Source organism: Serratia sp. MYb239, assembly GCF_002966855.1.
Classification (GTDB): Bacteria; Pseudomonadota; Gammaproteobacteria; order Enterobacterales; family Enterobacteriaceae; genus Serratia_B; species Serratia_B rhizosphaerae.
The window spans coordinates 1023911-1037202 of sequence record NZ_CP023268.1; the positions used below are offsets into that span (position 1 = coordinate 1023911).

The 13292-nt window shown below is 58.9% G+C and carries 15 protein-coding genes; 9 read left to right on the plus strand and 6 right to left on the minus strand.

The window, feature by feature from the left end; translation table 11 throughout:
- Window positions 1-9 precede the first annotated feature (9 nt).
- Window positions 10-978, plus strand: a complete 969-nt coding sequence (gene secF, locus CLM71_RS04825; protein WP_105229996.1) for a protein translocase subunit SecF — start codon at window positions 10-12, stop codon at window positions 976-978.
- A gap of 74 nt (window positions 979-1052) precedes the next feature.
- Here secF and CLM71_RS04830 read toward each other — a convergent pair whose 3' ends face one another.
- Complete coding sequence (locus CLM71_RS04830) at window positions 1053-1598, minus strand: DUF3251 domain-containing protein (protein ID WP_105229997.1); 546 nt, start codon at window positions 1596-1598, stop codon at window positions 1053-1055.
- Window positions 1599-1795: 197 nt separating this feature from the next.
- On the opposite strand from CLM71_RS04830, the gene nrdR reads away from it, so the two are divergent.
- From nrdR to pgpA, 6 genes are all read left to right on the plus strand, one after another.
- Complete coding sequence (gene nrdR, locus CLM71_RS04835) at window positions 1796-2245, plus strand: transcriptional regulator NrdR (RefSeq protein WP_021180191.1); 450 nt, start codon at window positions 1796-1798, stop codon at window positions 2243-2245.
- Between the two features lie 11 nt (window positions 2246-2256).
- A complete protein-coding gene (gene ribD / locus CLM71_RS04840) occupies window positions 2257-3366 on the plus strand; it encodes a bifunctional diaminohydroxyphosphoribosylaminopyrimidine deaminase/5-amino-6-(5-phosphoribosylamino)uracil reductase RibD (protein WP_105229998.1) in 1110 nt (369 codons plus the stop codon).
- A gap of 99 nt (window positions 3367-3465) precedes the next feature.
- A complete protein-coding gene (gene ribE / locus CLM71_RS04845) occupies window positions 3466-3936 on the plus strand; it encodes a 6,7-dimethyl-8-ribityllumazine synthase (RefSeq protein WP_015671170.1) in 471 nt (156 codons plus the stop codon).
- Window positions 3937-3956: 20 nt separating this feature from the next.
- Entirely contained in the window at window positions 3957-4373 is a 417-nt protein-coding gene (gene nusB, locus CLM71_RS04850; protein ID WP_105229999.1) for a transcription antitermination factor NusB, read from the plus strand.
- Window positions 4374-4555: 182 nt separating this feature from the next.
- Window positions 4556-5533, plus strand: coding sequence for a thiamine-phosphate kinase (gene thiL, locus CLM71_RS04855; protein WP_105230000.1), 978 nt, complete (start codon window positions 4556-4558; stop codon window positions 5531-5533).
- A 10-nt stretch (window positions 5534-5543) separates the two neighbouring features.
- A complete protein-coding gene (gene pgpA, locus CLM71_RS04860) occupies window positions 5544-6038 on the plus strand; it encodes a phosphatidylglycerophosphatase A (protein WP_105230001.1) in 495 nt (164 codons plus the stop codon).
- 36 nt (window positions 6039-6074) lie between these two features.
- Here pgpA and dxs read toward each other — a convergent pair whose 3' ends face one another.
- The 3 genes from dxs to xseB all read right to left on the minus strand — a co-directional run bounded on the left by dxs (window position 6075) and on the right by xseB (window position 9201).
- Entirely contained in the window at window positions 6075-7940 is a 1866-nt protein-coding gene (gene dxs, locus CLM71_RS04865; RefSeq protein ID WP_105230002.1) for a 1-deoxy-D-xylulose-5-phosphate synthase, read from the minus strand.
- An 85-nt stretch (window positions 7941-8025) separates the two neighbouring features.
- On the minus strand, window positions 8026-8928 hold the full coding sequence (gene ispA, locus CLM71_RS04870; RefSeq protein WP_105230003.1) for a (2E,6E)-farnesyl diphosphate synthase: 903 nt from the start codon (window positions 8926-8928) through the stop codon (window positions 8026-8028).
- A gap of 6 nt (window positions 8929-8934) precedes the next feature.
- Window positions 8935-9201: an exodeoxyribonuclease VII small subunit gene (gene xseB, locus CLM71_RS04875; protein ID WP_105230004.1), complete on the minus strand. Its 267-nt coding sequence runs from the start codon at window positions 9199-9201 to the stop codon at window positions 8935-8937.
- A 160-nt stretch (window positions 9202-9361) separates the two neighbouring features.
- Between xseB and thiI the strand changes: the two genes are divergently transcribed.
- Window positions 9362-10810 carry a tRNA uracil 4-sulfurtransferase ThiI gene (thiI, locus tag CLM71_RS04880; protein ID WP_105230005.1) on the plus strand — a complete coding sequence of 483 codons (1449 nt, stop codon included), beginning with the start codon at window positions 9362-9364 and terminating at the stop codon, window positions 10808-10810.
- 232 nt (window positions 10811-11042) lie between these two features.
- Here thiI and yajL read toward each other — a convergent pair whose 3' ends face one another.
- Both yajL and panE read right to left on the minus strand, forming a co-directional pair.
- Window positions 11043-11633, minus strand: a complete 591-nt coding sequence (gene yajL / locus CLM71_RS04885; protein ID WP_105230006.1) for a protein deglycase YajL — start codon at window positions 11631-11633, stop codon at window positions 11043-11045.
- Window positions 11593-12507, minus strand: coding sequence for a 2-dehydropantoate 2-reductase (panE, locus tag CLM71_RS04890; protein WP_105230007.1), 915 nt, complete (start codon window positions 12505-12507; stop codon window positions 11593-11595). Before panE ends, yajL begins: the two co-directional genes overlap by 41 nt.
- Window positions 12508-12754: 247 nt before the next feature.
- Here panE and CLM71_RS04895 point away from each other — a divergent pair, with 247 nt between their 5' ends.
- Entirely contained in the window at window positions 12755-13246 is a 492-nt protein-coding gene (locus CLM71_RS04895) for a YajQ family cyclic di-GMP-binding protein (protein ID WP_105230008.1), read from the plus strand.
- Window positions 13247-13292 lie beyond the last annotated feature (46 nt).

The window sequence follows — 13292 nt, forward strand, 5'->3', positions numbered from 1 at the left end:
GAGTGCGTTGTGGCACAGGATTATACTGTTGAGCAACTCAACTACGGCCGTAAAGTCTATGACTTTATGCGCTGGGACTATCTGGCTTTCGGCATCTCGATTGTGGTGCTGATCGCCTCTATCGCCATCATGTCGGTGCGCGGCTTTAACTGGGGACTGGATTTCACCGGCGGTACGGTGATTGAAATCAACCTGGAGCAGCCGGCAAACCTTGACCTGATGCGCGATACGCTGGAAAAGGCCGGGTTCCAGGACCCGGTTATCCAGAACTTCGGCAGCAGCCGCGATGTAATGGTGCGCATGCCGCCGGTTACCGGCAATGCGGGCCAGGAACTGGGCAACAAAGTGATCGGCGTGATCAATGAGTCGGTGGATAAGAATGCGACCGTGAAGCGTATCGAGTTCGTCGGCCCGAGTGTGGGCAGCGAACTGGCGCAGACCGGCGGCATGGCGCTGCTGGTGGCGCTGATCTCGATTCTGATCTACGTCGGTTTCCGCTTTGAATGGCGCCTGGCGGCCGGTGCGGTTATCGCGCTGGCGCACGACGTGGTGATTACCCTCGGCGTGCTGTCGCTGTTCCATATCGAGATTGACCTGACCATCATCGCTTCCCTGATGTCGGTTATCGGTTACTCGCTGAACGACAGCATCGTGGTGTCAGACCGTATTCGTGAGAACTTCCGCAAGATTCGCCGCGGTACGCCTTACGAAATTGTCAACGTGTCGCTGACCCAGACGCTGAGCCGTACGCTGATGACCTCCGGCACCACGCTGGTGGTGGTGCTGATGCTGTATATCTTCGGCGGCGCGATGCTGCATGGCTTCTCGCTGGCGATGCTGATCGGCGTGTCCATCGGTACCATTTCCTCTATCTACGTCGCCTCTGCGCTGGCGTTGAAACTGGGAATGAAACGCGAACACATGCTGCAGCAGAAAGTGGAGAAAGAGGGCGCCGATCAGCCTTCTATTCTGCCTTAATCTGCTGTACGTTCAGCGGAATAAAAGAGCGCCGGTTGGCGCTCTTTTTTTATGCACGGTTGCCGGCGGCTGAGTTAACGGCTTTCGGCGGTGAGCGGCTCAACGCTGTGTAGGCGGATATAGCCCAGCTGTTCCGGGGTGACGTCGCTGAAGCGCAGCTCGAAACTTTGCGTGGTTTTCGCCAGCAGCGAGTCGCCGTTTTGAATCGGCTGGGACAGCGCGCCGGCATTTTGCAACTGGCCGTTGTCATCCAGCCGTCCCCACTCCACCATCGCCTTGAAGGCGGGCAGCGCTTTGCCGGACAGCGTGCGGATATGCAGCACCGCCTGCGAGCCGTTGGCTTCGCTTTTTACCCGATCCAGCGCGACGCTGAGTTCGCCGATATTGCTCTGCAGGCGTGCCGGCGTGTTGGCGGCGGGCAGCAGATAGACGCCGCTGGTCGAACCTTGGTTCAGCTGTTTCTGGCGTTCCAGCGCCGTAGCCTGTTCGGTCAGCGTGGTGACTTTTTGGCTCAGCTCGCCGACCTGGTTGCGCAGGTTCGGCACGTCGCGGTTTTGCGCGCAGCCGGCAAGCAAAATCAGGGCGGTAAGCAGGCAGACTTTAGGATAACTGATTGTCATGGCGGCGATTCCCTATTCAATGACTCCTGTTATCAGCTTAGTCGGAATGTGCCGGAAAGTCATGTTTGACGCAGAGTATCGCCGGGGCGTGAAGCACGTTTCGTCAGTGCGTGGCAACAAATGCCCGGTACCCTTTGTTATGGTGAAAGTTCGGGGTAAACTGTGCGTCATTATGAGAACGCTTATCAGGACCTGTTATGCATTGCCCTTTTTGCGCTGCTGTTGATACCAAAGTGATAGATTCCCGTCTGGTCGGCGATGGATCGCAGGTGCGCCGTCGCCGCCAGTGCCTGGTTTGCAACGAACGTTTTACCACCTTTGAAGTGGCCGAACTGGTCATGCCGCGGGTGATTAAAAGTGATGAAGTCCGCGAGCCATTCAATGAAGACAAGCTGCGTCGCGGCATGCTGAAGGCGTTGGAAAAACGCCCGGTCAGTTCCGATGACGTCGAGAACGCCATCAACCACATCAAATCCCAACTGCGTGCCACCGGCGAACGCGAAGTGCCGACCAAAATGGTCGGCAATCTGGTGATGGACGCGCTGAAAAAGCTCGATAAGGTGGCGTATATCCGCTTTGCCTCGGTGTACCGCAGCTTCGAAGATATCCGCGAGTTCGGCGAAGAGATCGCCAAACTGCAAGACTGACAGGATTGCTGATGCCTAACGATCAACTGTATATGGCGCGCGCGTTTGAACTGGCGCGCCTGGGCCGTTTTACCACGGCGCCGAACCCCAACGTCGGTTGTGTGATCGTGCGCGATGGCAAGATCGTCGGCGAAGGCTACCATTTACGTGCGGGTGAACCGCATGCGGAAGTGCATGCATTGCGTATGGCCGGGGAACTGGCGCGCGGCGCGACCGCCTATGTCACGCTGGAGCCCTGCAGCCACCACGGCCGTACGCCGCCGTGCGCCGATGCGCTGATCAATGCCGGCGTCAGCCGCGTGGTGGCGGCGATGCAGGATCCGAACCCGCAGGTGGCGGGGCGCGGTCTGTACCGCCTGCAGCAGGCGGGCATCGACGTCAGCCATGGCCTGATGCTGGCGGAGGCCGAAGCGGTGAACCGCGGTTTCCTCAAACGGATGCGCACCGGTTTTCCCTATGTGCAGCTGAAGCTGGGGGCGTCGCTTGACGGGCGCACCGCGATGGCGTCGGGCGAAAGCCAGTGGATTACCTCGCCGCAGGCGCGCCGTGACGTGCAGCGTCTGCGGGCGGAAAGCGCGGCGATCCTCAGCACCAGCGCCACCGTCCTGGCGGACGACCCTTCGCTGACCGTTCGCTGGGATGAGCTGGACGCCGATACGCAGCGCCGCTACCCGCGTGACAATCTGCGCCAGCCGCTGCGCATTATTCTTGACAGTCAGAACCGCGTCACGCCGCAGCACCGGGTGGTGCAGCAGCCGGGCGCGACCTGGCTGGCGCGGCTGCAGCCTGACCAGCAGGCGTGGCCGGAAGGCGTGGAGCAGCTGACGCTGCCGGCGCACGGTGGCGGTATCGATCTGGTGGTGATGATGATGCAGCTGGCCAAGCGCCAGGTGAACTCCGTCTGGGTCGAGGCCGGCGCGCAGCTGTCCGGCGCGTTGCTGCAGGCCGGGCTGGTGGATGAGCTGATTGTGTACGTTGCGCCGAAGCTGCTCGGCGATAATGCCCGCGGGCTGTGTCACCTGCCTGGCCTGGAACGGCTGGCGGAGGCGCCGGAGTTCGTGTTCAGCGACGTGCGGCAGGTCGGTCCCGATTTGCGGTTGCGCCTGACGGCGAAACAGTGATTGCCTGGCGGCTTTGCAAAAAGCGCCGCGCAGGCGGCCAAAGAATATGATAGAATCCGCCCCCCTGCGGGGTATTGAACCCATTTTTAAGGAAAGTCCATGAAAGTTATCGAAGGTGTTGTTGCTACTCCTAATGCTCGTGTGGCGATCGCAATTGCACGTTTTAACAATTTCATCAACGACAGCCTGCTGGAAGGCGCCATCGACGCGCTGAAACGTATTGGCCAGGTTGCAGACGACAATATCACCGTTGTCTGGGTGCCGGGCGCTTACGAGCTGCCGCTGACCGCAAAAGTGCTGGCCAACACCGGCAAATACGATGCCATTATCGCACTGGGCACCGTGATCCGCGGGGGCACCGCGCACTTTGAATATGTGGCGGGCGAAGCCAGCTCCGGCGTGGGCAGCGTGGCGTTGAGCAGCGAGATCCCGGTGACTTTCGGCGTATTGACCACCGAAAGCATTGAACAGGCGATCGAGCGTGCCGGCACCAAAGCGGGCAACAAAGGCGCAGAAGCCGCCCTGACCGCACTTGAAATGATTAATGTTATTAAAGCTGTTAAAGCCTGAATTTAGTTAAGGGGAATTCCGTGAAACCTGCTGCTCGTCGCCGCGCTCGTGAGTGCGCTGTTCAAGCGCTTTACTCTTGGCAGTTGTCTAAAAACGACATTGCCGATGTTGAATTACAGTTCCTGACGGAGCAGGACGTCAAAGACGTTGACGTCGCCTATTTTCGCGAGCTGCTGTCCGGCGTGGCGATGAATGCGGGTACGTTGGACGCGCTGATGACGCCTTACCTGTCTCGCCAGCTGGAAGAGCTGGGCCAGGTGGAAAAAGCCATTCTGCGCGTGGCGCTGTTTGAGCTGAAAATGCGTGAAGATGTCCCTTACAAAGTGGCAATTAACGAAGCGATCGAACTGGCGAAAGTGTTCGGCGCCGAAGATAGTCACAAATTTGTGAACGGCGTGCTGGATAAAGCGGCGCCTCACATCCGCAAGAAAAAATAAATGATGTGGCCGCTCTGCGGCCCATTTTATTTCGGCGTTTGTTCAACACTGTCATTGCACGTTAGGGCATATCTCACGCCCATAAAAATCATTTGCTAACCACGGGCTGCAGGCCCTGGCCGCTGAACATATTGCTGCGAGCCGGCTTGTCAGCACAGCGATTCTTTATTGGAATATTTACCATGGCATGCGGCGAATTTGACCTTATTGCCCGCTATTTTGACCGGTTCAAGAGTTTGCGCCGGGACGTACAGTTGGGCATTGGAGATGACTGCGCACTCCTGACAGTGGCAGAAAAACAGCTTTTAGCCATCAGCACCGATACCCTGGTTGCCGGGGTGCACTTCCTGCCGGATATCGATCCGGGCGATCTCGGTTACAAAGCCCTGGCGGTAAACCTGAGCGATCTGGCCGCCATGGGCGCGGATCCGGCCTGGCTGTCGCTGGCCCTGACGCTGCCGGAGGTGGATGAAGCGTGGCTGAAAGCCTTTAGCGATGCCCTGTTCGAACAGCTGAATTACTACGGCATGCAGCTGATCGGCGGTGATACTACGCGCGGGCCGCTCAGCATGACCCTGACCATCAACGGCCTGGTGCCGGCGGGGCGGGCTTTACGCCGCGACGGCGCGCGTATCGGCGACTGGATCTATGTGACCGGTACGCTGGGCGACAGCGCCGCCGGGCTGGCGTTGCTGCAACAGCGGTTGGCGGTGGATGATATGACGGCGCGCGATTATCTGCTGGCCCGTCATCTGCGTCCGCAGCCGCGGGTGTTGCAGGGGCAGGCGTTGCGCGATCTGGCCAGCGCGGCGATCGATATTTCCGATGGTTTAATCTCTGATTTACAGCATCTGTTAACCGCCAGCCAGTGCGGCGCGCGCATCGATCTGGACGAATTGCCGCTGTCGCAGGCGCTGACCGAGCATACCGACAGCGAACAAGCGCTGCGCTGGGCGTTAACCGGCGGTGAAGATTACGAACTGTGCTTCACGGTGCCGGAGATCAACCGCGGTGCGCTGGACGTGGCGCTGAGCCATCTGGGCGCCGACTACACCTGTATTGGTCAGATTGGCCCGGAAGCGGAAGGCGTCAAATTCTTCCGTGATCATGAAGCGGTGGAGCTGCCTTGGCGGGGCTTCGACCATTTCAGCAGCAAATAGGGAAATCCGCGTGGATGAAGCAAAACGCCGGTTGCGCATGAGCAACCCCTGGCATCTGCTGGCGACCGGTTTCGGCAGCGGACTGTCGCCGGTGGTGCCGGGTACGATGGGATCGCTGGCGGCTATTCCGTTCTGGCTGCTGCTGATACAGCTGCCGTGGCAGCTTTATTCGCTGATCGTGATGTTCAGCATCTGTATCGGTGTCTATCTGTGCCACCAGACGGCGAAAGACATGCGTGTGCACGACCACGGCAGTATCGTCTGGGATGAGTTTGTCGGTATGTGGATCACGCTGATGGCGCTGCCGGTGAATGACTGGCGCTGGGTTGCCGTTGGTTTCGTGCTATTTCGCATTCTGGATATGTGGAAGCCCTGGCCGATCCGTTGGTTTGACCGCAATGTGCACGGCGGTATGGGCATTATGATCGACGATATCGTCGCCGGCGTGATCGCCGCAGGGATGATCTACCTGCTGGGGCATCACTGGCCCGTCGCTCTGTTCTGAGATAAAACAAGGGCGCCTTGCGGCGCCCTTTATTGATTATTCAGCCAGCCAGTCTTCTATCTGACGTTGGATACCGGCGGCGTCCAGGCCGAGGTCGCTGCGGATCTCCTCTTGGCTGCCCTGCGGGACAAAGCTGTCCGGCAGGCCGAGATTCAATACCGGCACCAGACGGCGTTTCGCCATCAGCAGCTCGTTTACGCCGCTGCCGGCGCCGCCCATAATGGCGTTTTCTTCCAGCGTGACCAGCAGCTCATGGCTGGCGGCCATCTCCAGCACCAGCTCCTCATCCAGCGGCTTCACGAAGCGCATATCCACCAGCGTGGCGTTTAACGCCTCGGCGGCCAGCTGCGCTTCCGGCATCAGGGTGCCGAAGTTGAGAATGGCAACCTTTTCCCCTTCACGGCGTACGATGCCTTTGCCGATCGGCAGTGACGTCAGCGGTTCCTGAGCGGCGCCGGTACCGCTGCCGCGCGGATAGCGCACCGCGCTCGGGCCGTCCTGATAGTGGTAGCCGGTGTACAGCATCTGGCGGCACTCATTCTCATCGCTTGGCGTCATGATCACCATATTGGGGATGCAGCGCAGGAAAGAGAGATCGAACGCCCCTTGGTGGGTCTGGCCGTCGGCGCCGACGATGCCGCCACGGTCGATGGCGAACAGCACTGGCAGCTTCTGGATCGCCACATCGTGGATCACCTGATCGTAAGCGCGCTGCAGGAAGGTGGAGTAGATGGCCACCACCGGCTTGTAGCCGCCGATCGCCAGGCCGGCGGCAAAGGTGACCGCGTGCTGTTCGGCGATGGCGACGTCAAAATACTGCTGCGGATAGTCGCGTGAGAACTGCACCATGCCGGAGCCTTCACGCATTGCCGGGGTAATTGCCATCAGCTTGTCGTCTTTGGCTGCGGTTTCACACAGCCACTCGCCGAAGATCTTGGAATAGGTCGGCAGGCCGCCGGCGCTTTTCGGCAGCGTGCCGCTGGCCGGATCGAATTTTGGCACCGCGTGGAAGCTGATCGGGTCTTTTTCTGCCGGGGCATAGCCGCGCCCCTTTTTGGTCATGATATGCAGCAGCTGCGGCCCTTTCAGATCGCGCATGTTCTTCAACGTCGTGGCCAGCGCCTGCACGTCGTGGCCGTCGACCGGGCCGATATAGTTGAAGCCCAGCTCCTCGAACAGCGTGCCCGGCACCACCATCCCTTTGAGATGCTCTTCGGTGCGTTTGACCAGCTCTTTGATCGGCGGCAGGCCGGACAACACCTTCTTGCCGCCCTCGCGCAGCGTGGAGTAGAGCTTGCCGGACAATAGCTGCGCCAGATGGTTATTCAGCGCGCCGACGTTCTCGGAAATCGACATTTCGTTGTCGTTCAGGATCACCAGCATGTCCGGATCGATATCGCCGGCGTGGTTCATGGCTTCGAACGCCATACCGGCGGTGATGGCGCCATCGCCGATCACGCAGACGGTGCGGCGGCCTTTGCCTTCGCGCTCCGCCGCCACCGCCATGCCGAGGCCAGCGCTGATCGAGGTGGAGGAGTGGCCGACGGACAAGACGTCGTATTCACTCTCATCGCGCCACGGGAAAGGGTGCAGGCCATTTTTTTGCCGAATGGTCGAAATGCGGTCGCGGCGTCCGGTCAGAATTTTATGTGGGTAGGCCTGATGGCCGACGTCCCACACCAGATGGTCGAACGGCGTGTGGTAAACGTAGTGCAATGCCACCGTCAGTTCGACGGTACCCAGCCCGGAAGCAAAGTGGCCGCTTGAGCGGCTGACGCTGTCCAGCAGATATTGCCGCAGCTCATCACACAGCTTCGGCAGGCTTTCTTTTGGCAGCGAGCGGAGTTCCTCGGGGTTTTCCGCCAGCGCCAGCGTCGGGTATTTGGCTATATCAAGACTCATTCGATACTCATATCAGAGGTATGCCATCGCGCAACGGCCGCAGCGTCGGGGCCGCGGCGGCGTTAAATGGCGATAACGTCACACGTTAATTGTCGCGTTCAATAATAAAGCTGGCCAACGCGCGCAATGATGCGGTGTTGTATGATTGCGCCGCCAGCGTATCCAGAGCGCTCAAGGCTTCCTGATACAGATCCCGGGCTTTGGCCCTGGCATTGTCCAGGCCCAGCAGCGCGGGATAGGTGCTTTTTCCGTGTTGCTGATCGGCGCCTTGGCGTTTTCCTATTTTTGCAGTGTCGCCGATGACGTCGAGAATGTCATCCTGAACCTGAAACGCCAGGCCGATGGCCGCCGCGTAGCGATCCAGTTCGGCCAGCGCCGCACGCCCCGGCTCGCCCGCCGCCAGCGCGCCCAGACGCACGGCTGAGCGGATCAGCGCACCGGTTTTGTGGCGGTGAATTTGCTCCAGTTCTTCCAGATTAATCTGACGGTCTTCTGCAGCAAGATCCAAGGCCTGACCGCCACACATGCCGGCCACGCCGCTGGCGCCGGCCAGTTCCGACACCATCGCCAGGCGGTCGCGCATTGCGACATCCGGCATCTCGGCGTCGGCCAGAATGGAGAAGGCCAGCGTCTGCAGCGCATCGCCGGCCAGAATCGCACTGGCTTCATCAAATTTGAGGTGGCAGGTAGGCTGGCCACGGCGCAGGTCGTCGTCGTCCATCGCCGGCAGATCGTCATGGATCAAAGAATAGGCGTGGATACATTCTACCGCCGCCGCCGGCGCATCGAGGTTGTCCGACGGCACGCCGAACATCTCGCCGGTGGCATACACCAGGAACGGGCGCAGACGCTTACCGCCCAGCAGGGCGCCATAGCGCATGGCTGCCACCAACCGGCCGTCGTTAAACGGCAGCGGGGCGATAAAGTCCAGCAGGGCGCGATCGGCGCGCTGACGATAGCTTTGTAGCTGGCTGTTGAAGTCAGACATCAATCATTACTCGGCGTTCGGGGTGAAAGGCGTTAATGCGGTATCGTCGTCGTCGCTGTCGTTCAGCAGAATTTGCACGCGCTGTTCCGCCTGCTGCAGTTTTTGCTGACCCTGACGCGCCAGCTGTACGCCGCGCTCAAATTCGCTGAGCGCCTCTTCCAGCGGCAATTCGCCCGCTTCCAGGCGCGTCACAATGCTTTCCAGTTCGGTCAGGGAGTGTTCAAAACTGACATTTTGCTCTGTACTGTCTGATTGTGCGGGTTTTTTCGGCATAATTTTCTTGTTACGTCATCAGGTGAACCGAGGGGCCAGAGCCTATCCTAGCGGATCTTGATTAGCAAATCATGGCGTGCTCGTGTGGTTTTGTGCGCAGAGCTTCATCAGAAAGTGATATACTGCGCCCCGTTAATTTTATCTGACCATAAAGACCGCCATGAAGTTTATCATTAAATTGTTCCCGGAAATCACCATCAAGAGTCAATCTGTGCGCTTGCGCTTCATAAAGATTCTTACCACCAACATTCGTAATGTCCTGAAGCAGTATGATGAAAACCTGGCGGTGGTCCGGCACTGGGACTTTATTGAAGTCCGCGCCAAAGATGAAAACCAGCGTCCGGCGATCGCCGACGCGCTGACGCGCATCCCCGGTATCCACCATATTCTGGAAGTGGAAGACCGCGCCTACACCGATATTCACCATATCTTCGAGCAGACGCTGGAAACCTATCGCGAACGGCTGGAAGGCAAGACCTTCTGCGTGCGCGTGAAGCGCCGCGGCAAGCAGGACTTCAGTTCTCAGGACGTGGAGCGTTACGTCGGCGGCGGCCTGAACCAGCATATCGAGAGCGCACGGGTCAAACTGAACCATCCGCAGGTGACCGTCAATCTTGAGATTGAAGATGACAAACTGATGATGGTGAAAGCGCGCCGCGAAGGTATCGGCGGCTACCCGATCGGCACTCAGGAAGACGTGATGTCGCTGATCTCCGGCGGTTTTGACTCCGGCGTTTCCAGCTATATGCTGATGCGTCGCGGCTGCCGGGTGCACTATTGCTTCTTCAACCTGGGCGGCGCCGCGCATGAGATCGGTGTCAAGCAGGTGGCGCATTATCTGTGGAACCGCTTCGGCAGCTCGCACAAGGTGCGTTTCGTGGCGATCGATTTTGAGCCGGTAGTGGGCGAAATTCTGGAAAAAGTCGACGACGGCCAGATGGGCGTGGTGCTCAAGCGAATGATGGTACGCGCCGCGTCCAAAGTGGCGGAGCGCTATGGCGTGCAGGCGCTGGTTACCGGCGAAGCGCTGGGACAGGTATCCAGCCAGACGCTGACCAACCTGCGTCTGATCGATAACGCGTCGGATACGCTGATCCTGCGTCCGCTGATTTCCCACGATAAAGAGCACATCATCAACGTGGCGCGCCAGATCGGCACCGAAGATTTTGCCAAAACCATGCCGGAATATTGCGGGGTGATCTCCAAGAGCCCGACGGTAAAAGCGGTGAAGGCGAAGATCGAAGAAGAAGAAGGCAACTTCGATTTCGAGATCCTCGAGCGGGTCGTGCGCGAAGCGCGCAACGTGGATATCCGCACCATCGCCAGCGAAACCCAGGAACAGGTCACGGAAGTAGAAACCGTGGCGGCATTCAATGCCGATCAGGTGATTCTGGATATCCGCTCGGTGGACGAACAGGACGAAAAGCCGCTGCAGCTGGAGCAGGTTGAGGTGAAACCGCTGCCGTTCTACAAGCTGGGCACCCAGTTCGGCGATCTGGATCAGAGCAAAACCTACCTGCTATATTGTGAACGCGGCGTGATGAGCCGCCTGCAGGCGCTGTATCTGCTGGAGCAGGGGTATACCAATATTAAAGTGTATCGCCCTTAATCCCCTTCATCTTTCGCGCCTCAGCGTTGTTGGCTGCCGGCGCGCACCCCGGTCACTGACTGATGTCAGCTCCCGGGGATTTGCGCCGTTGCCGCCTAGCTGAGACGTGAAATCTATCGGGGATCCCCCTTCATCTTTCGTGCCGCAGCATTGTTGGCTGCCGGCGTGAATCACGGCCACTGACTGATGACAGCCAAGTCTCAGAGTCGTTAGTGATTACGTAAGTAAGTGTTCAGTCGCTGAAGTCGTACATGCCTGGGATTAATACCAGTTGCGCTGCGACCTCCGCCGCTTTGGCTTTCCCCAACAGCAGATCAATCAGCTTCAGGCTGAATTCCATGGCGGTACCCGGCCCCTGGCTGGTCAGCAGATTGACGCGCGCGTCATATACCACCCGGCGCTCCATCCACTTATCCTGCGGGATATGCTGTTTCAAACCGGGGAAGCCGGTCATGTTACCGACCGGGAACAGATCGTGGTGTTGCAGCACCAGCGCCGGCGCAGCGCAGATGGCGGCGACGATTTTCCCCTGCAGATGCATCTGACGCACTTTTTCCACCAGCAGCGGGCTGTCGCGGAAGCATTCGGCGCCCTGCAGGCCGCCGGGCAACACGATAGCGTCAAACGGTTCGTCGACGATCTCAACCAGCGCCGCATCTGCCAGCAGCTTAACGCCGCGGGAACAGACGATGGTCAGACTGCCGTCGCCGGCCACGCTGGCGGTGGTGACCTTAATCCCGGCGCGCACCAGTAAATCGATGGCGGTTACCGCTTCGGTTTCTTCACTTCCAGGCGCCAGGCAGACCAACACCGATACGTTCATACTCATTTTCCTTTCGCTTAACCAAATCAAACAGCCGGGCGTTTTCCGGCAGCATCATGCCGTGGCTGCGGGCGCGCCGCAGCAGATAACCGGTAATATAGTCGATCTCGGTGTGTCGCTGGGCGTGAATATCCTGCAGCATGGAGGAGACATTATCCGCCGTGCTCTCTATCACCTGCATCACATACTGCCGCAGTCCCTCACAGGTGGTGTGGTGCCCCTCCATCGCCATCACGCCGGCTACTTCGCTGCAGATCAGCGTGATTTGCTCAGGATAATGGCGCAGCTCGCCGTTGCGGCAGTCATACAGCGCGGTCAGCGGATTGATCACGCAGTTAACCGCCAATTTACGCCACAGCGCGGCGGTAATTGTATTGTGCCAGGCGACGTCCGGCAGCGCCTGATGCAGAACCTCCGCCAGGTGGCTGAGCGCTTCCGCAGCCGGAGACGTCGGGCCGATATGGGTGGTGCCGTCGGCAACGTGAATAATGGTATGGCCGTCGTGGCGCGCGGCGTGGGTGGTGGTGCCTTGCAGTATTGGCTGCTCGTTGGCCGGTAGTTCATCCTGTGTGCCCATGCCGTTGTGCAGCAGCAAAATGGCGCAGGCGGGGTTGAGCTTCGGCAGCAGGGCCGCTACCGCATCGGAGACTTGCCAGGCCTTGAGCGTCACCAGCAGCAGTTCGCTGCTGCGCAGATGCTCGGCGTCGTTGCTGAGCAGGCTCTGACTGAAGCGGGAGCCATCGGTTTCAATAACATCGACGGCGCAAAACGGCTGAGGTACGCGTAACCATCCTTGTACATCATGGCCCTGCTGATACAGCCGGGAGAGCCACAGCTGCCCGAGGGCGCCGCAACCAAGAACAGTTATTTTCATCCATCCTCCTTGGGGGGACCGGGGGATTGCCGTTATCCGGTATCGTATTGCTGGGGGAACAGGCCAGCGCAAAGCGCCTGAGCGCTCTTTGCGAACCGCTGATCTGACACCATAAATTGTAGACTTTCCTGCGTGTGGACGTTTGCGTTGCCGTGACATCGGAATTTTGCCTTAATCGGCAAAGCGGGTATCATGCACGCCATCGAAATTGCCTGACAGTTCGGGCTCTCATTCAGGAGGAAGAAGTATGCCATCTTTCGACATTGTTTCCGAAATAGATATGCAGGAAGTGCGCAACGCCGTGGAGAACGCCTCGCGCGATCTGGGCACTCGCTGGGATTTCCGCAACGTGCCGGCCAGCTTTGAGCTGAACGAAAAAAATGAAACGATCAAAGTTGCCAGCGAATCTGATTTTCAGGTTCAGCAACTGCTTGATATTTTGCGTGAAAAATTGGCCAAGCGTGGTATTGAGGGCGCGGCGCTGGAGATCCCGGAAGAGTTTGAGCACAGCGGCAAAACCTACAGCGTTGACGCCAAGCTGAAGCAGGGGATTGAAACGCAGCTGGCGAAGAAGATCGTCAAGCTGATTAAAGACAGCAAGCTGAAGGTGCAGGCGCAGATTCAGGGTGACGAAGTGCGCGTGACCGGGAAATCCCGTGACGATTTGCAAAGCGTGATGGCGCTGGTGCGCGGCGGTAATCTGGGGCAGCCGTTCCAGTTTAAAAACTTCCGCGACTGATCGTACTGATGTGAATAAAAACGCCGGGCTTGCCCGGCGTTTTTAT